General features: G+C 57.6%; 22 protein-coding genes and 1 pseudogene. 9 read left to right on the top strand and 14 right to left on the bottom strand.

Annotated elements, in window-relative coordinates; genetic code table 11:
- From AC3WK5_RS15315 to AC3WK5_RS15295, 5 genes are all read right to left on the bottom strand, one after another.
- On the bottom strand, positions 1-685 hold a 685-nt coding region (locus AC3WK5_RS15315; protein ID WP_492574150.1), incomplete at its 3' end, for an SH3 domain-containing protein.
- Positions 686-762: 77 nt separating this feature from the next.
- On the bottom strand, positions 763-1,995 hold the full coding sequence (locus tag AC3WK5_RS15310; RefSeq protein WP_103315937.1) for an MFS transporter: 1,233 nt from the start codon (positions 1,993-1,995) through the stop codon (positions 763-765).
- Between the two features lie 475 nt (positions 1,996-2,470).
- Positions 2,471-3,859 (bottom strand): heavy metal sensor histidine kinase, encoded by a 1,389-nt coding sequence (locus tag AC3WK5_RS15305; protein WP_103315936.1) that lies wholly within the window; start codon positions 3,857-3,859, stop codon positions 2,471-2,473.
- On the bottom strand, positions 3,856-4,527 hold the full coding sequence (locus tag AC3WK5_RS15300; RefSeq protein WP_019689699.1) for a heavy metal response regulator transcription factor: 672 nt from the start codon (positions 4,525-4,527) through the stop codon (positions 3,856-3,858). The genes AC3WK5_RS15305 and AC3WK5_RS15300 overlap by 4 nt, the downstream gene beginning before the upstream one ends.
- Positions 4,528-4,670: 143 nt before the next feature.
- Positions 4,671-4,925 (bottom strand): DUF2790 domain-containing protein, encoded by a 255-nt coding sequence (locus AC3WK5_RS15295; protein ID WP_103315935.1) that lies wholly within the window; start codon positions 4,923-4,925, stop codon positions 4,671-4,673.
- 289 nt (positions 4,926-5,214) lie between these two features.
- Between AC3WK5_RS15295 and AC3WK5_RS15290 the strand changes: the two genes are divergently transcribed.
- Positions 5,215-5,529, top strand: coding sequence for a DUF3303 domain-containing protein (locus AC3WK5_RS15290; protein ID WP_103315934.1), 315 nt, complete (start codon positions 5,215-5,217; stop codon positions 5,527-5,529).
- A 73-nt stretch (positions 5,530-5,602) separates the two neighbouring features.
- Here the strand turns inward: AC3WK5_RS15290 and AC3WK5_RS15285 are convergent.
- Together AC3WK5_RS15285 and AC3WK5_RS15280 are read right to left on the bottom strand one after the other, a co-directional pair.
- Positions 5,603-5,796: pseudogene (locus AC3WK5_RS15285) on the bottom strand (LysR family transcriptional regulator); the annotation flags it as partial.
- A 351-nt stretch (positions 5,797-6,147) separates the two neighbouring features.
- The gene (locus AC3WK5_RS15280; RefSeq protein WP_103315933.1) at positions 6,148-6,939 is read right to left on the bottom strand and encodes a helix-turn-helix domain-containing protein; all 792 of its coding nucleotides are present in this window, start codon (positions 6,937-6,939) and stop codon (positions 6,148-6,150) included.
- A 139-nt stretch (positions 6,940-7,078) separates the two neighbouring features.
- On the opposite strand from AC3WK5_RS15280, the gene AC3WK5_RS15275 reads away from it, so the two are divergent.
- Positions 7,079-8,182 carry a polyamine ABC transporter substrate-binding protein gene (locus tag AC3WK5_RS15275; RefSeq protein ID WP_103315932.1) on the top strand — a complete coding sequence of 368 codons (1,104 nt, stop codon included), beginning with the start codon at positions 7,079-7,081 and terminating at the stop codon, positions 8,180-8,182.
- 158 nt (positions 8,183-8,340) lie between these two features.
- Positions 8,341-8,598, top strand: a complete 258-nt coding sequence (locus AC3WK5_RS15270) for a hypothetical protein (protein WP_103315931.1) — start codon at positions 8,341-8,343, stop codon at positions 8,596-8,598.
- Positions 8,599-8,654: 56 nt separating this feature from the next.
- Here AC3WK5_RS15270 and AC3WK5_RS15265 read toward each other — a convergent pair whose 3' ends face one another.
- Positions 8,655-9,155: a GNAT family N-acetyltransferase gene (locus AC3WK5_RS15265; protein ID WP_103315930.1), complete on the bottom strand. Its 501-nt coding sequence runs from the start codon at positions 9,153-9,155 to the stop codon at positions 8,655-8,657.
- Between the two features lie 170 nt (positions 9,156-9,325).
- Between AC3WK5_RS15265 and AC3WK5_RS15260 the strand changes: the two genes are divergently transcribed.
- Positions 9,326-10,195: an AraC family transcriptional regulator gene (locus tag AC3WK5_RS15260; RefSeq protein WP_054597989.1), complete on the top strand. Its 870-nt coding sequence runs from the start codon at positions 9,326-9,328 to the stop codon at positions 10,193-10,195.
- Between the two features lie 240 nt (positions 10,196-10,435).
- Positions 10,436-11,965 carry a sensor domain-containing diguanylate cyclase gene (locus AC3WK5_RS15255; RefSeq protein ID WP_256585160.1) on the top strand — a complete coding sequence of 510 codons (1,530 nt, stop codon included), beginning with the start codon at positions 10,436-10,438 and terminating at the stop codon, positions 11,963-11,965.
- Between the two features lie 23 nt (positions 11,966-11,988).
- On the opposite strand, the gene AC3WK5_RS15250 is transcribed toward AC3WK5_RS15255, so the two are convergent.
- Entirely contained in the window at positions 11,989-13,008 is a 1,020-nt protein-coding gene (locus AC3WK5_RS15250) for an SDR family oxidoreductase (protein WP_103315928.1), read from the bottom strand.
- Between the two features lie 110 nt (positions 13,009-13,118).
- On the opposite strand from AC3WK5_RS15250, the gene AC3WK5_RS15245 reads away from it, so the two are divergent.
- From AC3WK5_RS15245 to AC3WK5_RS15235, 3 genes are all read left to right on the top strand, one after another.
- Positions 13,119-14,000: a LysR family transcriptional regulator gene (locus AC3WK5_RS15245; protein WP_103316067.1), complete on the top strand. Its 882-nt coding sequence runs from the start codon at positions 13,119-13,121 to the stop codon at positions 13,998-14,000.
- 315 nt (positions 14,001-14,315) lie between these two features.
- Complete coding sequence (gene mqo / locus AC3WK5_RS15240; protein ID WP_054597986.1) at positions 14,316-15,965, top strand: malate dehydrogenase (quinone); 1,650 nt, start codon at positions 14,316-14,318, stop codon at positions 15,963-15,965.
- Between the two features lie 337 nt (positions 15,966-16,302).
- Positions 16,303-16,758 (top strand): type VI secretion system amidase immunity protein Tai4, encoded by a 456-nt coding sequence (locus AC3WK5_RS15235; protein WP_054597985.1) that lies wholly within the window; start codon positions 16,303-16,305, stop codon positions 16,756-16,758.
- A gap of 487 nt (positions 16,759-17,245) precedes the next feature.
- Here AC3WK5_RS15235 and AC3WK5_RS15230 read toward each other — a convergent pair whose 3' ends face one another.
- The 4 genes from AC3WK5_RS15230 to AC3WK5_RS15215 form a co-directional block, all read right to left on the bottom strand.
- The gene (locus AC3WK5_RS15230) at positions 17,246-17,926 is read right to left on the bottom strand and encodes a glutathione S-transferase family protein (protein WP_103315927.1); all 681 of its coding nucleotides are present in this window, start codon (positions 17,924-17,926) and stop codon (positions 17,246-17,248) included.
- Positions 17,927-18,129: 203 nt separating this feature from the next.
- Entirely contained in the window at positions 18,130-18,339 is a 210-nt protein-coding gene (locus AC3WK5_RS15225; protein ID WP_054598376.1) for a DUF1059 domain-containing protein, read from the bottom strand.
- Positions 18,340-18,483: 144 nt separating this feature from the next.
- Positions 18,484-19,335, bottom strand: a complete 852-nt coding sequence (locus AC3WK5_RS15220; RefSeq protein WP_103315926.1) for a CAP domain-containing protein — start codon at positions 19,333-19,335, stop codon at positions 18,484-18,486.
- 313 nt (positions 19,336-19,648) lie between these two features.
- Positions 19,649-21,106 (bottom strand): MFS transporter, encoded by a 1,458-nt coding sequence (locus AC3WK5_RS15215; protein ID WP_103315925.1) that lies wholly within the window; start codon positions 21,104-21,106, stop codon positions 19,649-19,651.
- A 142-nt stretch (positions 21,107-21,248) separates the two neighbouring features.
- Between AC3WK5_RS15215 and AC3WK5_RS15210 the strand changes: the two genes are divergently transcribed.
- Complete coding sequence (locus tag AC3WK5_RS15210) at positions 21,249-22,232, top strand: LysR family transcriptional regulator (RefSeq protein WP_103315924.1); 984 nt, start codon at positions 21,249-21,251, stop codon at positions 22,230-22,232.
- A gap of 467 nt (positions 22,233-22,699) precedes the next feature.
- On the opposite strand, the gene AC3WK5_RS15205 is transcribed toward AC3WK5_RS15210, so the two are convergent.
- A complete protein-coding gene (locus tag AC3WK5_RS15205) occupies positions 22,700-24,298 on the bottom strand; it encodes a winged helix-turn-helix domain-containing tetratricopeptide repeat protein (protein ID WP_054597980.1) in 1,599 nt (532 codons plus the stop codon).
- Between the last annotated feature and the right edge of the window lie 129 nt (positions 24,299-24,427).

Genomic DNA, 24,427 nt, shown 5'->3' with positions numbered 1-24,427 from the left:
GCTGCTGTTGAGGCAGCCTCTGTTGTGGCAGCGGCTGCGGTTGTTGCAGCGGCTGATGCGGCAGTTGTCCCGTCTCGTGCTGCTGTTGAGGCAGCCTCTGTTGTGGCAGCGGCTGCGGTTGTTGCAGCGGCTGATGCGGCAGTTGTCCCGTCTCGCGCTGTTGTTGAGGCAGCCTCTGTTGTGGCAGCGGCTGCGGTTGTTGCAGCGGCTGATGCGGTAGCTGTCCCGTCTCGCGCTGCTGTTGAGGCAGTCGCTGTTGCGGCTGCTGTGGCCGTGAGAGCATGTGTATGTGACGCCAGTGAGCACGATGGCGGAACCAGTCCCGATCGCGGTAGTGGCGGTTCCAGTAGCTATCGAAGCCGAAGATCAGAATCGGCATACCTATCTGGGCGCCATAGTCGGGGATGTATACGCGCCGCCCGGCGTAATCGTACTCAAGTAAGTTGCCGGCTATCCAACCGCGTTCGCCATGCCAGCTGACATCGCACCACCGCCAGTCACTGAGGCAGCCATAGATCGTCAGCCTCGAGCCCCGAGGTACGGTCATGATGGGCGGATAGGCGAGGTCCGGGCCGGTTCTGAGGACGCTGTTGGAAACGGTGTAGGCAAACTGGTCCTGAGCAAAGGTCACGGGCGTTGACAGACACGCAAGCACTCCAATGATCAAGTAGATAATCGGTTTCATGTCTCGGGCCCTCTGTACCGAGACATCATTTTACATCCGAATGCACGAATTCCCCCCTTGTCTCGGCACGCCCCTATCTAGCGCTTCTGGCCGCTTTCTTCTGGTGGCCGTATATCCCGAAACAGGCTCAGCAGCAGTAAGTCGTAGGTGATCTTCAAACCGCCCGCGATCACCAATGGCCAACCAAAAGTCGATAAGCCCAGCAAATAACCAGCGAGCAGTGGGCTCAACGCCGACGCCAGGCTTCGTGGGACCGTCGTGATACTGGCCGCAGCTGCGCGCTCCCCACGTGGCACGATTGCCATGATGTAGGAGCTACGGGTCGGCACATCCATTTGCGACAACGCGCTGCGTGCAAGCAGCAGGATGATGGCCAGGCTCAATGTCGGCATAAGAGGAATGAGGATCAGGAACAGGCTAGAGGGTAAGTGGGTAAACACCATCGTATTCACAAGTCCAAACCGATCGGCTATGCGATTCGCCGCAAGATATGAAAACGCAGTCATTACTCCGGTCCAGAAAAAAATCTCGCCTGCGACCGTGGTGGAAAGCTGAAATTTCTGGAAAAGCCACAAGGCGATCATCGATTGCACCACGAAGCCACCCCCGAACGCATCCAGACTAAACAAGGCTGCGAGGGTATAAACGACCCGTTTCGATTTTTGTAACGGCGCAGCCGGTGCCTTGTGCTCGTCCGTGCCAATCTCCTGAGGTAGCGTGGAGTAAATCAGCGCCGATGCCAGTCCTAATAAGCCGTAAAGGAGAAACATCGCTTGTAGCGCTTTCTTCCTGTCGAGCCCGGATGTCGCGACTATCCAATCAGGCGCACCTGCGACCAGCGCCCCCAATGCAGCAGCCAATGCAGCGATCAGACTATAGCGGGCAAACACCGCCGTCCGCTGACGTTCGTCCACTATGCCGGAAAGCACGGCGTGCTCTAGCGGCAAGAATACGCTGACGTCGCCGCTGGACGGATTCAATGTCCCGACGATGGCAATCACCAGCAAAGGCCAGAAATCGGTGACAGTCGCAAAACCAAAACCGGTTCCCGTCATGAGCAGCGAGGCCATCAGCAGCAATAGACGGTAGGTAAAACGATGAGCATAGAGGCCAACCAGGAGCGTCAATACACCTGAGCCTAACAACGTGCCGGTGGCGATCATCCCGACTTGAAGCGGCTGCATGCCCAATGCCAGCAGATACAGTGGCAGTAGCAAGCTGACATACCCGTCGGCGAATGCCCGCAAGCCTCGCACGCATAGCAGACGGGAAAGGACCGGCGAGTTCACTTGACCCAACGTGCAGGGCATTTTCCGACCGCGCCGCAGATCCAGCCGGTAGGCGCCTGCCCCTTAACGTTTGCGTCCAGACTTTCCGTTGCAGCGAGAGCATGGGCCGCAGTGCAAATAAGGCTGGTTGCAATGATCATGGATTTCATCTGATCCATCTGAAACTCCGCAAGGCAAGCCGGACCGTGTCGAACAGCGACATTGTGTCTATTGCTCAGGTTCACCTCACCCGCTGGGCGGCCTCGATACGACTGGGAAAAAGGGACCCATTTATTTTTCTTGTGTGTCCCGTCCTCCTGAAAAAGATCAGAAGGTGTAAACCTTATTCAGGACGGGACACATTTCCAAAGAGTCGGCTGCCTTGGTAAATGAACCTGCTTCGACGACCCGGGCAAACACGCGAATGGCTAAAAGTTGGTTCATGCTCTGTTGTGCCTAGTGAGGTGAGTTCGGTCGCAGTTTAGTGTGTTGGGGACAGAAAACCGAACGGACGCCCTTACTGCTCCCGTATCGGAAAAAACAGATCGAAACAGGTCACGCCATTTTCGCTGGTGACGCTGTAGCGACCACTGTGCAACTGCATGATCGTGGCAACGATCGAAAGCCCCAGGCCGTTGGATTGGGCCGAGCGCTCGCGTGATGGATCAACGCGGTAGAAACGTTCGAATAATCTTGGAAGGTGTTCCGCCGGGATGGTGGTTCCGTAGTTGCGCACGCGCAGATTGATGCCGTCCTGGGACGGTGTGGCCTGGATCAACAGTTCGGAATGCGGGGCGCCATATTTGATCGCATTGGCGCACAGGTTGGCCAAGGCACGGCGTAGCAGCGTGGGCTCGGCCCAGATAAGGCCGTCGCCCTCCGCGCGGATGGTCATGTCGACGTCTGCGGCCAGGCCTTCAAAGTAATCGGCTACGCGTTCCAGCTCGTCAGCGGCGCCCAGTTCCTGGCGCTGATCACGAGCGCTACCCGGATCAGTACGAGCAAGGAATAGAATGTTGTCGAGCATGCGTGCCAGGCGTTCGAGTTCTTCGACGTTGGAGGCGAGCAACTGCTGGTAATGCTCCACGCTGCGGTTCTTATGCATGGCGACCTGGATTTCGCCCAGCAAGTTGTTGATGGGCGTGCGCAGTTCGTGGGCCATGTCGGTCGAGACCTGGCTCAGTTGCTCAAAACCCCTGGCGAGTCGTTCAAGCATGGTGTTGAAGGAGTCGATCATTGGCAGCAACTCCTTTGGAGCGCCTTGGCTGTCGAGTCGCTCTGTCAGGTTACCGATGCCGATACCATGGGCTTGCTGCGCCAGGCGCCTGACGGGCAACAAACCGCGATGAACCAGGGCATATCCCGCCAGCGCCAGGACAATCGCCGCGAGGCTGGCGAGGATGTATACGCTGAGACGGTAGCTGGCGAGTACGGCAGTTCGTTCGGTCATCAGACAGCCAACGGTCAGTTTCAGCTTGCCCGAGTCGATACTTGCGGAGATGGCCGCGAAGGGCGTTCCGTCCACGGCGGGTAGATGCCGTACATCGGTCAGTGACAGGGATTGGTCCATGGCCACGGGCGTGAGGTCGGGAATATCGATATACCGCGGATTGACCTGCAGTAACGGGGCTTCCCCCGGAACTCCAATCATGAGGATGTACTCGCGATTGCCCAGCATGTTCTGAAACAGCACAGGTTTGGTCTTGATCAGATCCAGCGTATTGCTGCCATTGAGAAAATTACGCAGCTGATCGATGCGGTAGACCAACGTGGACTCGTCGCGTCGGATCAGTTCGCGCTCAAGATCGCGGTACAGTGCGACGCCGGTGGTGGCCATCAGGGCGAAGGCCAGCAAGGCGAACACCACGGCCAGGCGTAGGGTGAGGGAATAATGGCGACGGTTCATGGTTGCGTATCGAAGCGGTAGCCAATGCCCCGCACACTGTGGATCAGCTTCAGCTGGAAAGGGTCGTCGATTTTCAGGCGCAGGCGTCGCACCGCCACGTCCACCACGTTGGTGTCGCTGTCAAAGTTCATGTCCCAGACCCGGGAGGCGATCAGTGAGCGCGACAGCACCTGATCCTGATGCGTGGCAAACAGGTGCAACAACGCAAACTCTTTGTTTGTCAGCGTCACGCGCACGCCGGCGCGGGTGACGCGGCGTTTGATGACATCAATTTGCAGGTCGGCGATCTGCAGTTGCTCTTCTTCCCGGGTAGGACCCCGGCGGGTCAAGGTGCGCAGGCGTGCGACCAGCTCGGCGAAAGAAAAGGGTTTGATCAGGTAGTCGTCGGCCCCCAGCTCCAGGCCTTTGATTCGGTCGGCGATGTCATCGCGCGCGGTCAGGAACAGTACCGGCGTGTCGGCTTCCTTGCGCAGGCGGCGCAGTACTTCCCAGCCGTCCATTTTCGGCATCATCACATCCAGCACGATGACGTCGAAAGGCGTTTCCAGGGCCAGGTATAAACCCTCGACGCCATCGCGGGCCAGGCTGACGGAGTATCCCTGCTCCTGCAGGCCATTGAGTAAGTAATTGCCCGCCTTGGGCTCGTCTTCCACGACAAGGATGTTCATGAGAATGACCTTGGTTCGGTGTCGGCCTTCAACCCAAAAGTACGGGTCTGAACGCCGAGAGCAGGTCGCGCAATTTTAGCCCAATCATCAGGTTTTGTTGCGTATTGCCTGCTCCCGGATAGTCATGTGTATACCGCATTCCATCAGTTTCCGTTGGTGCAACGTCCTTGAACCGAATAGTCCAGCACATGTTCCTGACCCTGATGATCCAGGTAATCAAGACGGGCCGGAGTGACGTCGCATTGGTCCGGGATCTCAGTCATGGACAGGACTTTCGCAACGTCCAGGTGGACGAAGAAACCGGTCCTGTCGTGGATCACCGCCGAGGTGTCGCTGGTACCGGCGAAGGCTGCGCCGGTGGCGAGGAGGGTGGCGAGTCCGAGCGTTAACAGTTTCATGGCAGTATCTCCTTGTCTGAAGTGGGCTGCCTGTTGTTTGGCAGTGAGTTCACGGTAACAAGGCAACTCCAACAGCTGACCAACAGCACAATGACAAAGTTGTAATGCAATCTTGTCCGAAGCCAAGGCCAAGGCCGGCGTGCTGAAGCGGTCTTTCGCTGAGGGGCGGGTCGGTTTTGCAGCACCGGTAGGCGCGAAATCGCACAGTGTCTGCAGGATGGGCGGGCTAGGCGATTGAAGCGAGAAGCTGCATCGAGAACTATCCTTACCTCTCCAGAGGAGGATCGCAATGAAGTACATGATCAGCTGGTTTGAACGGCCACAAGGTTCACCTGCAGAGTACGAGAGTGCGCAGAAACGGATCCTGGAAGTGTTCGGTCAATGGAAAGCCCCGGACAATTTCAAGATCGAGGTGTTTGTCGTGCGCGTGGGCGAGTGGGGTGGACACATGTTGGTGGACTGCGACGATCCGCTGGCGGTTCACAAGGTTTGCTCGACGTTTCCTGCCTTCGAGTTCCAGGCACGCCCTGTGGTTGCCGTCGAGGACGCGGTCCGGGTCGAACTCGAAGCAATCGCCTGGCGCGATGGCCTGAAACCTCAGTGATGCAGATTATCCTGGTGCTATCGAAGAGCGGGCGCATCGCCCGCTGAGCTTTGTTGAATGAACCGATCAATCAACCACCTTGCGGCGGGCCACTGACGCCGACGGACGCGCCGCCGTTGATCACCAGTTGAGTGACTGCGCCGAGCGCCTCCATATGCAAGTGGAGTGCACCGTAGGAAATTCCTCTCGAAATGATTTGAGTGCATCTACCACGCGCTCAGCGGGAAGCATCACGTCCAGTACCACATGAACTTCAGCCTCGACGCCCGCCGTCGCTGAGCCAATGGCCCCGCAGTGGCTGAACGCGTGCGGCGCAAGGAGCGCACCTGTGGGAGCGGGCTTGCTCGCGAAGACGGTGTATCAGTCAACAGGGATGTTGAATGTGATTGCCTCCTCGCGAGCAAGCCCGCTCCCACAAGGTTTGCGTCATTCAAATCCTTCGGCTAATGCTCTTGGCAAAGACAAGCCCGGCGTCAGCCAACGTGATCGGCACCCATCGTCAGGACGATTTTTCCAAAGTGTGTGCCTGAATCAATCAGCTCGTGAGCACCGCGCGCATCGCCGCAATGATTGATTGCATCGTCTGCGCGTTCGAAGATCACGCGACTTGCACAAACGTCAATTTGTAGAGAGAACATCCTGTTTTGGCATGAAGAAACGAGCAAATAGTTCGGATTGTGATTTGATATTTAATTTGGCGTAAATATTACGGCGGTGCACTTTTATCGTTTCTGTCGACAGGGAAAGTTTTCCGGCTATCTCTTTGTTGGAGAAACCACTCAGTAGCAATTTGAGTACGTCATTTTCGCGTGTTGTTATTTGTGCTCCAAGCGGGGTAATCGTTTCTGGCCATACCGGTGGCTCGGTGAGATTTTTTTCTACGTCAATCTCAAAACACATGCGCTGGTGCATTAATGCAATGACCCATGGCTTGATAACGTCAAGTAGTGTTATCTGTTCTTGATTGAAATGGATGTTGCTGCCAAGGGACATGCATAACGTTCTGTCGGCGTCGAGCTGGACATTGTACTGCGCTTCATCTACGGAAATGTACTGTGCGAAATATTGATGATAGTACTCGGTGTTAAGGAAGTGCTCCGGTGCAATATCCAGCAGGTGAAAGAAGCCGCTCTGCGGGTTTTCTCGATTGGCTATATAAAATGGATCCAGCAGATAAAGCCCTTTCACATAGCGATGAGTGAATGCGTCTATCTCTTCGATATCGGCTACTTCAGGAAGGCTGATAACGTGTACGTGTTGATTGCTGAAGATTAATACAACCCAGTTATCGATTTGCACATATTCATTTAATGTGCGAATAAGCGAGCTCCAGAATTCTGGACGGTTCAACTGCATGATCAGCTTTCCAATCGATCGGTGCCAGGCCAGGCTATGAAGGTCGAGTGGCATTTTCTACCCCTTTAGGGTTAGGGATTCGTAGGTCAGAGGTAAGTATTCGTAGGTATTTACTATTCGCTAATGCCCGGTATATTCACTGTCAGGGCTTAGGATGGCCATGAGGGCACATCGTCTTGACAAGGATAGTTGCATGAGAAAATCACCTTTGCGAAGCATTTTTTCAGCCTCGCTTCTCTGTATAGGGATCAGCACATCAGTGGCGGCTGTAGAGCCTGGGATGTATCTGTATAACTGGTTCGGGTTCATCGCACCGGAGACCCCAAAGGAGTTTGAGCAGGAAACCGGTACCAGAATGCAGATGGATGCGTTCGACAGTGCCGAAATCATGCAGAGTAAGGTAATGGCTGGGCGCACGGGGTATGACGTGGTGGTGGCCACCTCCAATGTGTTGCCAAGCCTGATCCAGGCGGGAGTCCTTCAGCCGTTGGATCGTAGTCAACTGAGTAATTTGTCACATATCGATCCTGATATCTTGTCCCAGGTTGCGGTCAATGATCCTGGTAATCGCTACGCCGTGCCCTATTTATGGGGCACTACCGGCATTGGCTATGACGTTGATAAAGTCAAAGCGGCATTGGGTGATGATGCTCCGGTGAATAGCTGGGATCTGATCTTCAAAGAAGAAAACATCAGCAAACTCCAGTCGTGTGGTGTGGCAATGCTCGACTCTCCCAGTGAGATCGTTTCGATTGCTTTGCATTACCTTGGGCTCCCCAGCAACAGCAGGAATCCGGATGATTACCAGAAAGCACAAGCCCTGCTGTTAAAAATCCGCCCCTACGTCCTCTATTTCGACTCATCCAGAATCGACGCTGACCTGGCGGATGGCAATATTTGTGCGGTTGTGGGATGGGCTAATGGTGCCCTTGCTGCGCAGGCCATAAACGAGAAGGCCAACACTGGACGCAAGATTGCCTACAGCCTTCCTCGTGAGGGCGCGCTGGTGTGGTCGGAAAATCTGGTTCTGCTAAAAAACGCACCTCACCCTAAGGAAGGGTTGGCGTTTATTAATTACATGTTGCGACCAGAAGTTATTGCCAAGACCTCAAATCACACTCTATATCCTAACGCTAATAAAGATGCCACTGAGTTTGTCGAGCAGAAGCTGGCATCCAATCCTTGGATTTACCCGGATCAAAAGACGATTGCTACACTTATTCCACTTGAACCGCTGCCATTGAAGTTGGAGCGTGTCCGCACCCGAGTTTGGAGCAAAGTGAAGACCGGCATTTGATCTGGCTGGAGTGTTGTCTTTATTGAAGAGTTGCTTCTGCTTCTTGCGATAGCCAGCGTTTATTTAAAATGCGGGTCATCACGTAGGGAGCAGGGGCTGCCTTTATCAGTCGACTGACTAAAGGGTTGTCACAGCAGTTCCAGGGAAGGAGAAAAGTCATGCGCCAAGGTGATTGCCAATGCTACTTGGAGTCGGACGAATACAAAGCCTACAAGGAAATTGAGGAACAGATCGCCCATTGCACGCCCGAACAAGCCTGGGCCATGTATTACGTCTCGGCCGGAGTGGTACGTCAAAACATCGCCCAGGCGGTGACGGAGCACATCGCCAGGGGTAACAAGGCACTGCTGGTTGAATTTCCTGAACTTGCACCGGCTGCTACGGGTGATGTGTTGCCTGCGCGGCCTCTTGGCTGACTTGCATTAGCCCTGAAGGTGCCCGTTCTACAGGTGTTGGCCAATCATTCACTGATCTAAATCGAAAGGCCAAATCGATACTCGTGCTCTGTCCCTTCTTGCCGAGAGGCATGTTCGATCGAGAAGCCACACCGCTCCAGTACTTTTGCCGAGCCGATATTGCTAGCGTATACGTTGGCAACCAGTTGTTTAAGGTTCCAATGCAGCTGCGCCTCCTGGATCAGATGCCTCACCGCTTGCGTTGCCAGTCCCTGGCCACAAGCGCTTTGAGCAATCCGATAGCCGACTTCTGCCGAGCGCTCGGCTATGTCGATGCCTTTCAGGTTCGCTCGACCCACTATTTTTCCGTCAGGATCTTCGATGACAAACGGGTGCCAGGTTCTGGCGGCAAAATCGGATAAATAAGCGGCAATGTGGTCGGTGACACCCTGTATCGAGTAAAAAGCAGAATCGCGCGCGTCAATGTGGCGCTCAAACCATTCGCGATTGTCCCGTTCAAATGTCAGCAATGCCTCAGTATCGGTACTTTGCAGGGTACGAATTCTGATGGGCTGCATAAGGTCGCTCCTTTTTCTGTCACCGAGGGCAACGCCTTCCGTGTGGTCGCCTGATCGTAAAGGGATGCGTCTTTACTGGCTACCCAAGCGCTTTGAGCAAACGCGGCTAGGCGCGTTCATGCCGGCATGGTCGATCCTGTGCCTACCGTACTTTCCGGAGCCTTTATCCAGTGTCTGACATGCCGACCAACGCCGCCTATGCGAAACGCTTCAACGCCGTACTCGCCTACATTGACGCCAACCTCGAAGGTGTCCTTTCGGTGAAGACGTTGAGCCGTGTGGCGAACTTTTCGGAATTTCACTTCCATCGGCAATTCACCGCGTTCGTGGGCGTACCGGTCTCACGTTATGTGCAACTGATGCGGCTACGACGCGCGGCGCATTGCCTGGCCTCCCTTGCGGATCATTCGGTGCTGGACGCCGCACTCGGTGCCGGCTTTGAAAGTCCCGAGGCATTCTCCAGGGCGTTCAGGCGGGCGTTCGGTATGACGCCGAGTGCATTCAGGAAGCAACCGAACTGGCAGGTCTGGGGGGCGGTGTTTGCAATTCCTCATTTTTCCAGGAGCATCATCATGCAGGTACGAATCGTGGAGTTTTCCGAAGTCAGGGTCGCAGCGCTTGAGCACTGCGGGCCAACCGGGCTCATCGATGAGAGCGTGCGCAAGTTCATCGAATGGCGTACGCAGAGCGGACAGTCGCCGGTGGCATCGAGTCGCACCTTTGGCATTCCCTACGGCAACCCCGATACGACACCGCCGGAAGAATTCCGCTTCGCCATGTGCGGCGAGATTCACGAGGCAGTGGCGCCGAATGAGTTTGGCGTGCGCGAACTCGTCATTCCTGGCGGCCGCTGCGTGGTGGTGCGACACGTGGGCTCGACGGATCATATCGGCGAAACGATCTATCCGATCTACCGCGACTGGCTGCCTGCCAGCGGTGAGGAGCTTCGTGACCATCCGCTGTACTTCGATTACCTGAGCGTCTATCCCGAGACACCGCACGATCAGTGGCAGACCGATATTTATATTCCGTTGCAATAGCGGTTGCGGCGCACGTTACTTTCGACCCGGTGCTGTCGCTGGGCTATTGAGTGAGCGGCGGAGCCCTGTATCAGGGCTCCGCTGAATGGCGACTCTCTCACTGCTTCGAAGCAACGCAAGCAGGCTCTGGCGTGGAAGAAAGATGGCCAATAGCTTTCATTTCAGTCATTTGTACCGTTCGAAGGCGTTTATACTGCGCGGGCTTTTGATCAATGCGCGCTCAACCGCCCGGGTACTCACTTGAAACGCGACCTTCGACTTGCCACTTTGCTGACCTCCCTGGTGTGTGTATCCGTGGTGGTGCTGACTGCCTGGCAGATCTGGACAGCCCGTGAGAACACACTGAGTGACATCGAAACCGACACGTTGAATTTGACCAATGCACTCAACACGTACACCGAGGGCACGTTCAAGCAAAGTGAAGTGGTACTGCTGGGGCTGACGGACAGGATCGAGAAAGACGGGACCGGCCCGCAGCAGCTCGAACGCCTGAAAGTGCTGGTCGCTCAGGAGATGGGTGCACTGAAGCAATTGAACAGCGTGGCGCTGTATGACGCTCAGGGGGACTGGATATTCTCGACCAACAAGCATGTCTCACCCAGCAGCAACCACGCTGATCGAGCGTTCTTCAAGCATCACCACGACAATTCGGACCGCGGCATCTTCATCGGTCCGGCGATTCTCAGTCGCGCCACTGGCGTCTGGGTGATTTCGGTCAGTCGACGAATCGATCATCCGGATGGAAGTTTTGCCGGGGTGATCGCCGCCACCTTGAGTCTCGAGCACTTCCTCAAGCTCTATCGAACCATGTCCGTTGGGCAGTATGGCGCGATCAGCCTGACCTCATCCGAAGGGCGTCTTCTGGTGCGGTATCCCTTCCAGGAGCAGGACATCGGGCGTGATCTGTCTCGTGCACCGATATTTTCCGAGTACCTGCGCAAGATGTCGTCGGGTTCCGTGGATTTTGTTTCAAACGTCGATGGCATCCATCGAATCTACGCGTTCACCAGAAGCGATCAGTATCCCCTCGTCACGACGGTCGCGGTGGGCCAGGACGAGGCCATGCAAGCGTGGTGGAGTCAGACCAGGCAATCGGTTGCGGTGGTGATGGTGTTGCTGGGACTTCTGATTACGCTTGGGCGCAGATTGATTGCCGATATCAGTCATCGTATTCGGGCAGAGGCAGAGCTGCGAACCACCCAGACTACGCTGATCGAGCTTAACCAGACGCTGGAAGTTCTCGCTAGCGAGGACAAGCTGACCGGTCTTGCCAATCGCCGGCATTTCGATCAGTTTCTGGATATCGAATTCAAGCGCGCCAAGCGCCAGCGAAGTCCTTTGTCGCTGATCCTGATCGATGTGGATTTTTTCAAGCGTTACAACGATCACTATGGGCATCTCGCCGGAGATGAATGCCTGCGCATCATCAGCCAGTCGATCAAGCAGTGCGTGCGCCGTCCAGCTGACATGACCGCCCGCTACGGCGGTGAAGAAATCGCTGTGGTGATGCCCAACACAGACGAGTCGGGTGCCCGCTCGGTTGCCGAGGCCATTCTCCTCGGCATCGCACAGGCGCGACTTGAACACCTGTCGAGCCCTTTCGGTAGCGTGACCGCCAGCCTCGGGCTGGCGACTTTTACCGCCTACGATAGCGAGCATGATGAAACGTCGCTGATTGACCTGGCCGACCGTGCGCTGTATTTGGCAAAGTCGCAAGGCAGAAATCGCCTGAGTGTCGCCGCTGTTGGCGTGCAAGGCGAATCCGCGTAAACCGCGATGGCACTGGTGCAGTGCTAGCGCTTTTCAAACCAGCCATGATCGCGGTACCAAGCCAGCGTATCGGTAAGCGTCTGTTCGACCGGGCGAAACCGCAGGCCAAGCTCTTGTTTGCTCTTGTCAGGGTTGAAATGCGTGCGCCCGGCTTCGCGCACCATCAGGCGCACGGTCGCCATGCTCAGCAGAATCGGCTTGCCGGTCAGGCGCGCATAGAGCTCTTGCGTAAACGCCAAGGCGTACAGCAGTGACAGCGGCAATTGCCGCAGCGGCGTCTTGACGCCCGCGATCTTGCCCAGCAAGGGCACCAACTCAGCCATGGTCATGTGGCGTCCCGCCGCCAGGTAACGTTCGCCACGTCGCCCGTGTTGTGCCGCAGCGATTTGCGCCAATGCCACATCGCGGGCATCGACGACAGAAAAACTGCCGGGAACCAGCCCGGGCAGCTTATTGCGCACGACGTCGTTGAGTAACTGCCCCGAGGAGGTCGGCCCACTATCGGCAGGGCCCCACATCCAGCCGGGCAGGACCATGCAGGCATGCAGGTCGGGATGGTCTTCCAGGAACGACAACACAACACGGTCAGCGAGGATCTTGCTGCGATAGTAGTCATCCGCATCGGCTTCGTCGCGCAGGCACGTCTCGTCGATCGATGTGCCAGGAGCACCGTCGAGCACGGCAATGGACGAGGTGTGGATGAAACGGCGGATACCGGCAGCGTGGGCGTGCTCAAGCAGACGCTGTGTGCCCGTCACGTTGATCCTTTCGAGTTCCTCCCAGTGGCTGCCGCCCTTGTAGTTGTCGCGAAAGAACGCCGCCGTGTGAAACAGCGTATCGCAGCCTTGCATCGACGCGGCGAAGGCATCGACATCGGCCATGTCACCCACGACCAGTCTCACGCCCGGAAGATCTTTGAACTGTTGTTCACCTTTGGCTCTTGAACGAACCAGAGCCTTGACCTCGTAGCCACCGGCGATCAGTTCACGCACAAGGTTGTTGCCCAGCAAACCGGTTGCGCCGGTGACGAATGTACTGCGCATGTTTCATCCCTTCATTGACTAAAGCGGTAGATATACCGTCGCCGTCACTCCCGAAAAACAGCGACTGCTGCATAATGGTTTTGCACATTTGCAAAGCAGCGGGCATGTACATGAGTTCAGAAGCGAATTGGGACGATCTGCGTCTGTTATTGGCGGTCTCGCGACGTGGCAGCTTTCTTCAGGCCGGCCAATTGTTGGGCATCGCGGCGTCGACGGTGTCCCGACGGATCACTCAGCTTGAGGGTTCACTCGGCGAGCCACTTGTCGAGCGTGGCGTTGAAGGCTGCTGGCTGACCTCGCGGGGCCAATCCCTGGTTGAAGTTGCCCTGGCCGCGGAGGAGGGCTTGAGGCGTCAGGCCGCTACCGGCGCGTCCGTATTACCAACGGAGCTTTGCGGCAGTGTCCTGGTCAGTGTCGGCGAAGGATTTTCGTCTTGTGTGCTGGAGGCCTCGCATCGCTTTACGTCTTTGCATCCGCGTTGCTCGGTGGAATTGCTGGTCACCGCCGACTTTCACAAGATCGTCCGCGGCGTAGCGGATATCGCTATCCGCACAGCGCACCTGGGCGAGCCATCACTGGTTTATCGACCCATAGGCAAGCTCGCTTATGGCGTCTTCGCTGATGCGGCCTATCTGCAGCGTTTTCCAGCCGTGACTCCAGTCACCGTGGTGAATATTGCCTTGCTCCCGCCGCTGGACATGTTGCCGCAAATGCGTGCGGCACGGGCCGCGGGGCTGGAGCGTGCGCAGATCAGAGTGAATTCGTTCGCCGCACAGATCGAAGCGGTAAGGCGAGGGATGGGCGTCGCGGTGCTGCCGCGTATTTTGGCAAAGGACCTGATAGCCGTGTTTCCGGATATCCAGCTGCCGGATATGGAGGTCTATCTGGTGACCCGGCCTCAAGCGTTGAAACAGGCCCACATCAAGTGTTTTTTTGCCATTTTGGAACAGGTGCTGCGCGAGGCCCTTTGTGCAGCACTCGTCGAAGGATGAGAAATTTTTGCGTCTTCGTCGATTCGGCACACTGAGGTAGAATGCCGCGCTCTGGACGCACGTCTGTTCATTTCTGCGTCCGATATTTTAAAAACAGAATTAGTGTCACCCGAGTAGCTGAAGCCAATGACTAATAAAAAGTCAGCGCGGGAGGGGCCTAAACGTGAGACCGATGGTGTCTGTCGGTCTTATATGTCTACCCATCAGTCTTTCTGAGTACAGGGTTCGACGGCATGCGGCATTGCATGCGGTGAGCCCGGGCAGCTCATGATCAAGAGTGGTAGGTGGATGGCGTTCTATCCTAGGTATTACTGAATGTTAAAAAAAGTCAACACAGGGCTACTCGGCCTGGCCATGTCGATGGTCCTCATGCCTTTGCACGCAGCTGAAACAAAGAAAGTCGATGTGCTCCTCATCGGCGGCGGCATCATGAGTTCGACCTTGGGCGTTTATCTCAATGAGCTTGAGCCTGGCATGTCCATGGAGATGGTTGAACGTCTCGATGGCGTCGCCGAGGAAAGCTCGAACGGCTGGAACAACGCCGGCACCGGTCACTCTGCTCTGGCTGAGCTGAACTACACGCCAGAAGACAAGAATGGCAAGGTCGAGATCCCCAAGGCCGTTGAAATCAACGAAGGCTTCCAGATCACGCGTCAATTCTGGGCCTGGCAGGTCAAGAATGGCGTGTTGAAGAATCCCCATTCGTTCATCAACTCCACTCCGCACATGAGCTTTGTGTGGGGCGATGACAACATCAAGTTCTTGAAGAAACGCTACGAAGCCCTGCAGGCGAGCCCGCTGTTTGCCGGCATGCAGTACTCGGAAGACCCGGAGCAGATCAAGAAATGGGTTCCGCTGATGATGGAAGGCCGTGACCCGAATCAAAAGGTCGCAGCAACCTGGACTCCGATTGGTACCGACGTGAACTTCGGCGAGATTACCCGCCAGTTCGTCGGCTATCTGCAAACCAAGCCGAACTTCGCGCTGAAGCTTTCGAGCGAAGTGGAAGACATCAAGCGCAATGAAGATGGCAGCTGGCGCGTTTCCTACAAGAACCTGAAAGACGGTTCCGAAACCCAGACCGACGCCAAATTCGTGTTCATCGGCGCGGGCGGCGGTGCACTGCATCTGCTGCAGAAGTCGGGCATCCCTGAGGCTCAAGAGTATGCAGGCTTCCCGGTCGGCGGCTCGTTCCTGGTGACCGATAACCCGGCAATCGCTGAACAGCACATGGCGAAGGCCTACGGCAAGGCGTCGGTTGGCGCACCGCCGATGTCGGTTCCGCACCTGGATACCCGCGTGCTGGATGGCAAGCGCGTGATTCTGTTTGGCCCGTTCGCGACCTTCTCCACGAAGTTCCTGAAAGAAGGCTCTTACTTCGACCTGCTGACCAGCACCACCACGCACAACTTCTGGCCGATGACCAAGGTGGGCATCGAGCAGTACCCACTGGTTGAATACCTGGCCGGCCAGCTGATGCTGTCGGACGACGACCGCATGAATGCCCTGAAGGAATACTTCCCGAATGCCAAGAAGGAAGACTGGCGCCTGTGGCAAGCCGGTCAGCGCGTTCAGATCATCAAGCGTGATGAAGAGAAGGGCGGCATCCTGAAACTGGGCACCGAGCTTGTCAGCTCCCAGGACGGCAGCATTGCCGGTCTGCTGGGTGCATCGCCAGGTGCGTCCACCGCGGCTCCGATCATGCTGGGCGTGCTTGAGAAGATCTTCAAGGACAAGGTGGCGACCCCGGCCTGGCAGGAAAAGCTGCACCAGATCATCCCGAGCTACGGCACCAAGCTGAACGACAGTCCTGAGCGTGTTTACCAGGAATGGACGTACACCAGTCAAATTCTGCAACTTGCTACACCGCCTGTGATTGGCAAGGCAGCGGCCGCGCAACCAGCTGCTCCAGCTCCAGCGCAACCACAGAAAGAAAGCAACCCAGCGACTGATATGGCCCTGTAAGACGAAGCCCCGCCACACACTGTTTGGCGGGGCTTGCTTGCTGGACCGATCAGAAACGATAAAGCCCGGACTCGTGCCGGGCTTTATCGTTTCTGGCGTTTGTTCGTATGCATCCGGCCAAGTCATCTACCCAGCCCCGTAAAGCCAAGACATGGTTTCGGGCTATGGCTACCTACTCAGATGTACACCGTTCAGTTCCCCCCGGTGGTCGTAACGCCAAGGGCCGAAGTATGAGGTCCTGATTGTTTGACGGCAGAATGTGTTATGACCACTGCTATTTCAATGGGCCAGGTGTGAACTATCAAACCGACCGCGCAAGCTTCTGGAGATTGTCCTGATGAAATATTTAACTGCGGTCTTGGTACTGGCTTGGGCAGCCGCACCTTCCAATAGTTGGTCCAAGGATGCCCCGAAACACTCTCCACAGGCAGGCGAACGTACCTACGCGCAAAACTACAAGGATATGGTACTGGCAGATTGCATCGCTACCGCCTACAAGAGCGAACCTAAAGCCGCCCAGGATGCCGGAAGCAGTGCCAGTGCGCTAATGGACTGGACCTATTTCGATCTGGAGCAAGCACCTCAAGCCGGTAGGCCTCTGATTGACCAGTTTCTGGCTCGTGATTATCACAACCCACTGGTCGAATCAGAGCGTCAAGGCGTTCGCTTTGAACTGCTCAAATGCCTGGACCTCTATCACAGCAAAGAGCTGGACAGTCAGGTCAGGCAATTGGTCATCAATCCCCAGCATACCTATCGTCAGGACAACCCGGCACGCCCCCAAAAGGATTGACCCGGCACCGCGATTGACGCTGAGTAACCGCTCGGCCGCTCGACTTCGCCAGGCGGTTACTTTGATCCAGTCGGCAAGTGAATGAATTTCACACTCGACACATTCCCTGTAGCAGCTGGCGAAGCCTGCGTTCGGCTGCGCAGCAGTCGTAAATCCAGCGTTCGCGGTTAACCTGAAAAAACATGGTGTCTGATTTTACGGCCGCTGCGCAGCCGAACGCAGGCTTCGCCAGTTGCTACAAGTTGCGTAACGGTTTCTGGGTTTTTTCAGACAAAAAAAGAGCCTCAAAGCTCTTTGATGGGGAGGAAGTAGAGCCCAGAGGCTCAAGATGCACGTGAAGCAAGTGGTGAGCTTGGTAGGGGTTCAGATCACTCACCACCTACGCACCTGTTGGAGCATTTAACAGTTGCGCAAAACTATCCTAGGAAGGTGGGTGCGTGGGCTCAAGTACCGTTAGTCGAGTGTCGCAGGGGCTTGTATCCGCTCCTCAAGTGATGCCCGGTGCCTGGAGAAACCGTTTGGGGATGGCGTCCGCAAACGGGTAGAGCGAAAAGTAAGGTCGGGCTTCGTCGATGACTCGCTGCACGGAGGGTCTGCGTGTCAACCGGTCGAAATAGGCACTCAAGTGCTTGAATTCGCTCGGGAACGGCACCAGCGTGCTGGCATAGAAAAGCGCCGGGGTTGCGGCGCAATCGGCCAGGCTGAAGTCCTGGCCGGCCATCCAGATTCGCGACGCCATTCGATGGTCGAGCATGGCGTAGGCTGTCTCCAGCATGGACCGTTGTTTGCTCAAATCAGCGTTGGTGCTGTTCAGTCGATCACTGACAATCTGTTGCAGCGGCCCCTGCACATAGTTGTCGAAAAAGCGGTCCCACAGACGCACCTCCAGCGCGGCCTCCCAATCGTTCGGAATCAACCGTTGCTCACCCGGATAGTGGTGATCCAGGTACTCGATGATGATCGTGGTCTCTGGCAGGGCACGCTGGCGCAGGTGATCACTGATGACCGGGAACTTGACCAGTGGCCAGAGGGCTTGAAGCTCCGCGCGGTCGGCATCGTCTGTCAGGTCGATGATCCGCTTTTCGAATTCGGTAGCGTTTTCGTAAAGCGCGATCAGCACTTTGTGGCAGTACGACGACAGCGGATGGTAGTAAAGAGTCAGCGACATCGTTCAACTCCTCGGTGGTGTTGCCCCCTCATCATAGTCGCTGGAATGACGGCTCGAAGGGGATCACTGGTCGCCACGACAGAACCTGTAGTTGAGTGGGTTGAGCGAGGCGGGCGACAGGCTTCGATAGACGCGTTAAAACTGCGGGGCTCATCAATATGAGCCCCGCAGGCGACTCTGAATCCCCCGCCAAACCTTGTGCATCAAGCGCGTCGGGCTTCTAGCGGCGGCGTGCCATCGTGAAACATGGTCTTCAGTTGCGCGCGCAGTTCTGGCGAATCGACGTGCTTGTGAACACTGACCGCATGCTGCGCGGCGGCATCCAGCAATTCTTTTTCGGAATCGGCGGACAGTGCGACAGAGCACTTGATTCCGCTTGGAAATTCACGGCAATCGATATATTTACGCGACATGATGTTCTCCTTCATACGAAGGCAGGCCTGCGCCTGCGTGAACGGACCGCTCGACACGTCACGCAGCCCAGCGAACACGAATGCGTGGCGCATCGAGTGTGGTAATCCACACAGTATAGGTCGATCGCCGGATCGCCAAAGTACTTACGGCGTACCGAACATCGCCGTCCAGTAAATGCCCGCATCACTCTTCGGATCAACCGCATACGCCGCGCCCAGCTCGCGGAACTGCGGGTTCATCAGGTTGGCGCAGTGACCGGGGCTGGACAGCCAGCCATCGACCACCTTGCGCACGGTGTCTTGCCCGGCGGCGATGTTCTCGCCGATCTGCTGGCCGGCGTAGCCTGCCAGTTCGGCCCGATCCCCCGGCGTGCGGCCATCACGGTCCTTGTGGTCGAAGAAGTTGTGATTGGCCATGGCTTGGGTGTGCGCCTGGGCCGCTGTCGCCAATGTAGCGTTCCAGGCCAGCGGTTGGGTGGCGGTAAAGGACTGAGCGCCGCACTGACGCGTTTGCTTGCGGGCGCTGTTGATCATCTCGAGCAGCTTCTGTCCCTCGGCCTGCCAGTCGCCCAGGCGGCCGGCCAACAGTGGGCGCGCGAGCACAATGCGCCATAGAGTTCCTTCATGGCTCACGCCGATATCGACGAACTGCGGGTCCAGCACGACCTGGCAGAAGCTCTCCCGAACAGCCTTCATGGCCGATGGCGCATCTCGCGGGCCGGACAGCGTGATCGCCTGTACGCTGACCATCGGATAAGCCGTACGCGCCAGCGCCTGCTGCAGGTCGCCGATATTGTTGCCGGGCAGGATCAGGCGCGGATCGGCCGCGAGCGGTGGCAGCTCTTGAGACACCAGGCTGGCGCAACGCTGCACCTGGCTGCGGTAGGTGTTGATCGACTCGACCAGCTGCGACTCTTCGGTGGCCACGGCAGTGGCGGCGAACACCAGCCCCAGCGACAACGTGGCAAGACGCATAACGGATGACAGGACGCGCATGAAACTCTCCTTGAGCTGACTGCGCTCATGATGCGCGAATTAGCCCTACCCAGCGCAATGCCTTTTTAGGCTGCAGCCGATTTTGTTTTTCGCGTCATGACCACGGACTACCTCATGACCATCGACTACCTCCGTAGCAGCTGCCGAGCCCGCGAGGCTGCGTTCGGCCGCGCAGCGGTCGTAAAATCCGACAACGCGTTCCTTCAAGCAAACCACGTACACAGGATTGGCGAGGACTTCGTCCTCGAACGCAGCCTCGCGGGCTCGGCAGCTGCTACGAGGGGGAGCGTAAAGATTGCAGATTTTTATTACGTCACGAAACGTCGGCGGGGAGAGAAGGGCGGGGTGTCAGCGCGCGGTTTCCCTGCGCGATGACGAGCGCAGCGGCGATCAGCGCCAAGGCGACAACGAAGGTGATTCGCATACCGCTGGCAACGGCTTCGGGACGCGCCGTGGTGATGTCGGCTGTTGCCGATGCAAGCACGAACACCGCACCCAACGCGGACGCACCGGTGATCAGCCCCAGATTCCGCGACAGGTTGAGCATGCCGGAGATAACACCGCGCTGGTCCGGGCGAATATCGCTCATGACCGCGGTGTTGTTGGCCGTCTGGAACAAGGCGTAGCCGATGGTGATGACAACCATCGGGGCGATGTAGCCGAGGACCCCAAGCGTCTCCGGTATCAGCGAGAGCATGAGGCAACCGCTCGCCGCTGCGATGAGTCCGAAGACGGTTATGCGTTGCGCGCCAAAACGGTCTGTCAGGCGACCCGCGGGCACCCCGGTCAGTGCTGCGAAAATCGGTCCGACGGACAAGGCAACTCCAACCAGCGCGGCGTCAAGCCCGAGGCCATGCGAGAGATAAAAAGGCCCGACCACCAGCGTCGCCATCATCACCGTCGAGACAAGCGCACTCATGGCGAGACTCCCACTCAGCACCGGATCGCGGAACATCGCCAATCGAATCAACGGTGAGGCAACTCGCGCTTCGGCGAGCACGAAGAGGCCAACACCGAAGGCTGCCGCCACCAGCAGGGCCACATTGAGTGGACCGAAACTGCCGTGCCCAATCGTCATGGCCAGCGCATAAGCCGCAAGCATCAGCGCCAGCAGCAAAGTGCCCAGCGGGTCGAAGCCGGCGCGCTCGGGCTTCGGCGCTTGGCGATCGGCGGGCAGGTAACGATGCGCAAGCAGAAACGTCAGGATGCCCAACGGTACGCTAATCAGAAAGATCGCCTGCCAGCCGAGGCCGGCGATCAGCACGCCGCCGAGCGACGGCCCCAGCGCGGTGCCAATTGCAGACATCGTCCCGAGCAAGCCCATGGCGCTACCGGTTTTTGCCTTCGAAACCGTCTCGCCGACAAAGGCCATGGTCAGGGCCATCATGATGGCCGCGCCGAGGCCTTGCAGCGCCCGGGCGGCAATCAGCAGCCAGAGCGTGGGCGCGACGCTGCACAAGGCCGAGGCCAGTGTGAACAAGAAAATACCGGCCAGTAGCAGCCGTCGACGACCAGTGATGTCGCCGAGGCGTCCGACGCTGACGATCAGGGTGGTGATAGCGAGGAGGTAAGCGAGGACGATCCACTGGACTTCCTGGAAGGAGGCGTTGAACGCCTGTGCCAACGTCGGCAAACCGACATTGGCGATGCTGGTGCCGAGCGAGGACAGCAACATGGATAACGAAAGGCTGGCGAGCGCCCAGCGAACCGAGGGTACTCGTGGTGCGCTGCCGGCGACGGCCTCATCTCGTGCTGCACTGATTGGCTTCATCATGTTCCCTTTGTTTGGCGACGTCCGAAACGGAGTTGTCAGAAATCTACGCTGGCGCATAACATGGCGGAAGGCGCAGCATTTGCACTTAATTCGTGCGTCTAACGCCTTATCACCCTCACGCCGTACCAAGGGGCGATCCATGTCGACACCCGATCTCAACTTGCTGGTCACCCTTGATGTGCTGCTCGCAGAAGGCAGCGTCGCACGGGCTGCGAAGCGCTTGCGGCTGAGCCCGTCGGCGATGAGTCGGGCACTGGCGCGACTGCGTGAAACCACCGGCGATCCGCTGCTGGTCAGGGCCGGCCGCGGACTTGTGCCCACCCCGAGAGCACTGGAACTGCGCGAGCAGGTCAGTCAGTTGGTGCAGGATGCCGAGACGGTTCTGCGCCCGGCTGAAACACTCAACCTCCAACGGCTGGTCCGCACATTCACGCTGCGCACCAGTGAAGGTTTTGTGGAGAGTTTCGGCGCGCAGTTGATTGCACGCGTAGGCGAGCAAGCCCCCGGCGTACGGCTGCGGTTCGTGCAGAAGCCCGATAAAGACAGCACGCCGCTTCGCGATGGGAGCGTCGATCTGGAAACGGGGGTGGTGGGGAAGAATGAAGGCCCTGAGGTGCGTACGCAGGCACTGTTCAGGGACCGTTTCATTGGCGTTGTGCGAAAGGGACATCCGCTGAGCCAGGGCGAGATCACGCCCGCCCGTTACGCGGCGGGCAGGCACATTTACGTTTCCCGGCGGGGGCTCGACAAGGGTCCTATCGATGAGGCCCTGAAGTCGCTGGAACTTGCACGGGAAGTGGTGACTATCGTCGACGGCTTTTCGACCGCGGTGGCGCTCGCCCGGGCCAGCGACATGATCGCCAGCGTTCCGCAGCGGCACACCGAAAACCTGCGCGCCGGTATGCACAGTTTTGTGCTTCCACTCAGCCTGCCGACGTTCACTGTCTCAATGCTCTGGCATCCACGGCTGGATGCCGACCTGGCGCATCGCTGGTTGCGTGGGTGCCTTCGGGAGGTGTGTGCGCAACCCGGCAATGAGCGGGCATTGGACACGAGCGCAGTTGAAGAGGGGGCCTTTCTTGCACCAGCAGATACGAAAAAGCCCGCACAAGGCGGGCTTTGAAAATCGAGTAGGTGGCCGGCGCTGGTCCCCGGCTTACAAGGTTTATCAGGCCTCTCACAGAATTGCACGGGAACAAAAATATGCTCTTCTGCTTCACACGGCATAAGGGCTGGATCTCAGCGCGGAGATCTTTCTAACCGTGTACCCTTCGGAACGTCGCCCCACGTTTCCTTGCTATCCTCTTGCGCATCAGTCTGCGTCTTCACCTACAGTTTCAGGATAGCAAAAACTCTAAAGCGCAGGCCGGGCTTTTTTAGACCGATTGCGTTCAAGGAGGAGGGCGGCAGGATGGAAAAATGCTATCGCCAGCCGGAGATTTTTGGCGCCTTCGGCCCATGTGCATCGCTTGTGGCTGGGCGGATGGAAAGGTCAGCCCTTGGGGGTTTTACAGGCAACCTCCCGGGCGAAACGTTACGAAGGTTGGTACCGGCAAATAATCTATCCGGGATATTGGAGCCGTTCCACGGTCACTCGGGTAACCCGGCCAACCGTAGTCCATCGGCGAAGCGCGTGGAATCCTCGTGCCGTTGGATGGGTAGCCAGTCTTTCAGGTTGGAGATACGCAAAGAGGGATCCAGATCGCGAAGACGCTGCATCGCCAGCCGCGCTTTATCCATTCGTCCGCTGAGGGCATGACTGGCCGCCACCAAGGCCACCGGGGCGAGGAAACTGGGCAGGTTGCCCAGCGCCTTTTCCGCCCAGTCCGTCGTGAGATCGAAGCGCCCGGCAAAGAAATGCGCGAGCGCCATTCCGACCTGCATCCTGAACATTTCCGGATCCAGCGGACTCAAGCGAATGGCATGGGTAAGTTGCTCGATGGCGGCGTCTGTTTCACCGCGCAGCGTGCGCAGGATACCGCCCAGGTACCAGGCGGGGGCGAGGTTGGGGTTGAGCAGACGTGCCCTGTCGAGCAATGCAATGCCGCCGTCAACATCGCCGGTGAGATGGCTTAATGCATGTCCGCCTCGCGTCAACGCGACTGCATCATCCCGGCCAAGCGTCACCGCCAAACGCGCAAGCCGTACGCCCTCAGCGATCTCTTGCGTACGATCGGTCATCCAGCCATTCAGCTTGCGCCAGAAGTGACACCAGGCTGCCATGCCATAGGCCGATGCAAATTCCGGATCGAGCTCGATGGCCTTGTAGAACAACGGCAGCGCCTGGTCGAGGGCTTCCCGGGTGCCGTTGTGCAGTTTTGCCATTCCGCGCAGGTAGTAGTCGTAGGCGTCCAGGCTTTCCGTCGGTTTGCGTTTGGCACGTTCGATTTCTGCCCGTTCGAGCTGCGGTGCGATGGCTCCGACGACGCTTTCGGCGATTTGATCCTGCAGCTCGAAGATGTCGTTGAGCGTGCCTTCGAAGCGCTCCGCCCAGATATGTGTCCCGCTCGTCGCGTCGATGAGCTGCCCGGTGATGCGTACCTTGTTCCCGCACTTGCGCACGCTGCCTTCCAGCACGTAGCGAACGCCCAGCTCCTGGCTGACGCCCTTGGCGTCCACCGTCCGGCCCTTGTAGGTGAAGCTCGAATTGCGCGCGATGACGAACAGCCAGCGGATACGCGACAGGGCAGCGATGATGTCTTCGACGATGCCGTCAGCGAAATATTCCTGCTCCGGATCGCCGCTCAAGTTCTGGAAGGGCAAGACGGTAATCGAAGGTTTGTCCGGGAGGACGAGCGAGGAGGAGGGCGTTTCCTTCGGGTCTGTATGCGCGCGTTCGTCGATGACAGGCTGGTCAGGCTGTTGCGCTTCGCCGATTCCGCCGACCTTGATCTGGCCGACAAAGCGGTAGCCCTTGCGGGCGACGGTGCGCACCAGGCGCTGCTCCTCCCCCGTATCGCCAATGGCCTTGCGCACCGCATTGATGTGACTGGTGATCGTCGATTCCGAGACGATCCGGCCACTCCACACCGCCTTGAGCAGGTCGTCTTTGCTGACGACACGATCAGGGTTGTTGACGAACAGCAGCAATAGATCGAAAACCTGCGGTCCGACGGCCACGGTTTGCCCGCGCAAGGTGAGTTCCCGGCGCTCCTCATCGAGCACGTAGTCTTCAAATACGAATGGCAAAGTGCGGTTCCCCTGGCGAAGCGCCCTCAACTCCGTGTCCCGGGCGACTGGCGATTAGTATTTGATTTGATGATACGGCAGCGCTAAACCCGCCGCACCGTCCGTGGCAGAGACGGCGGCGGACAGCGG

The sequence above is a fragment of the Pseudomonas sp. FW306-02-D09B genome (assembly GCF_058782685.1).
This window is presented reverse-complemented; position numbering and strand designations above follow the sequence as displayed.

What these genes read in the sequence shown, in the direction of transcription:
- AC3WK5_RS15230 (WP_103315927.1), bottom strand. Translation starts at nt 17,926, where the DNA reads ATGTCGCTGACTCTTTACTACCATCCGCTGTCGTCGTACTGCCACAAA.
- AC3WK5_RS15210 (WP_103315924.1), top strand. Translation starts at nt 21,249, where the DNA reads ATGTCGACACCCGATCTCAACTTGCTGGTCACCCTTGATGTGCTGCTC.
- AC3WK5_RS15250 (WP_103315928.1), bottom strand. Translation starts at nt 13,008, where the DNA reads ATGCGCAGTACATTCGTCACCGGCGCAACCGGTTTGCTGGGCAACAAC.
- AC3WK5_RS15310 (WP_103315937.1), bottom strand. Translation starts at nt 1,995, where the DNA reads ATGCCCTGCACGTTGGGTCAAGTGAACTCGCCGGTCCTTTCCCGTCTG.
- AC3WK5_RS15265 (WP_103315930.1), bottom strand. Translation starts at nt 9,155, where the DNA reads ATGCAGCCCATCAGAATTCGTACCCTGCAAAGTACCGATACTGAGGCA.
- AC3WK5_RS15290 (WP_103315934.1), top strand. Translation starts at nt 5,215, where the DNA reads ATGAAGTACATGATCAGCTGGTTTGAACGGCCACAAGGTTCACCTGCA.
- AC3WK5_RS15280 (WP_103315933.1), bottom strand. Translation starts at nt 6,939, where the DNA reads ATGCCACTCGACCTTCATAGCCTGGCCTGGCACCGATCGATTGGAAAG.
- AC3WK5_RS15305 (WP_103315936.1), bottom strand. Translation starts at nt 3,859, where the DNA reads ATGAACCGTCGCCATTATTCCCTCACCCTACGCCTGGCCGTGGTGTTC.
- AC3WK5_RS15300 (WP_019689699.1), bottom strand. Translation starts at nt 4,527, where the DNA reads ATGAACATCCTTGTCGTGGAAGACGAGCCCAAGGCGGGCAATTACTTA.
- AC3WK5_RS15215 (WP_103315925.1), bottom strand. Translation starts at nt 21,106, where the DNA reads ATGAAGCCAATCAGTGCAGCACGAGATGAGGCCGTCGCCGGCAGCGCA.
- AC3WK5_RS15270 (WP_103315931.1), top strand. Translation starts at nt 8,341, where the DNA reads ATGCGCCAAGGTGATTGCCAATGCTACTTGGAGTCGGACGAATACAAA.
- AC3WK5_RS15245 (WP_103316067.1), top strand. Translation starts at nt 13,119, where the DNA reads ATGAGTTCAGAAGCGAATTGGGACGATCTGCGTCTGTTATTGGCGGTC.
- AC3WK5_RS15220 (WP_103315926.1), bottom strand. Translation starts at nt 19,335, where the DNA reads ATGCGCGTCCTGTCATCCGTTATGCGTCTTGCCACGTTGTCGCTGGGG.
- AC3WK5_RS15295 (WP_103315935.1), bottom strand. Translation starts at nt 4,925, where the DNA reads ATGAAACTGTTAACGCTCGGACTCGCCACCCTCCTCGCCACCGGCGCA.
- AC3WK5_RS15275 (WP_103315932.1), top strand. Translation starts at nt 7,079, where the DNA reads ATGAGAAAATCACCTTTGCGAAGCATTTTTTCAGCCTCGCTTCTCTGT.
- mqo (WP_054597986.1), top strand. Translation starts at nt 14,316, where the DNA reads ATGTTAAAAAAAGTCAACACAGGGCTACTCGGCCTGGCCATGTCGATG.
- AC3WK5_RS15235 (WP_054597985.1), top strand. Translation starts at nt 16,303, where the DNA reads ATGAAATATTTAACTGCGGTCTTGGTACTGGCTTGGGCAGCCGCACCT.
- AC3WK5_RS15225 (WP_054598376.1), bottom strand. Translation starts at nt 18,339, where the DNA reads ATGTCGCGTAAATATATCGATTGCCGTGAATTTCCAAGCGGAATCAAG.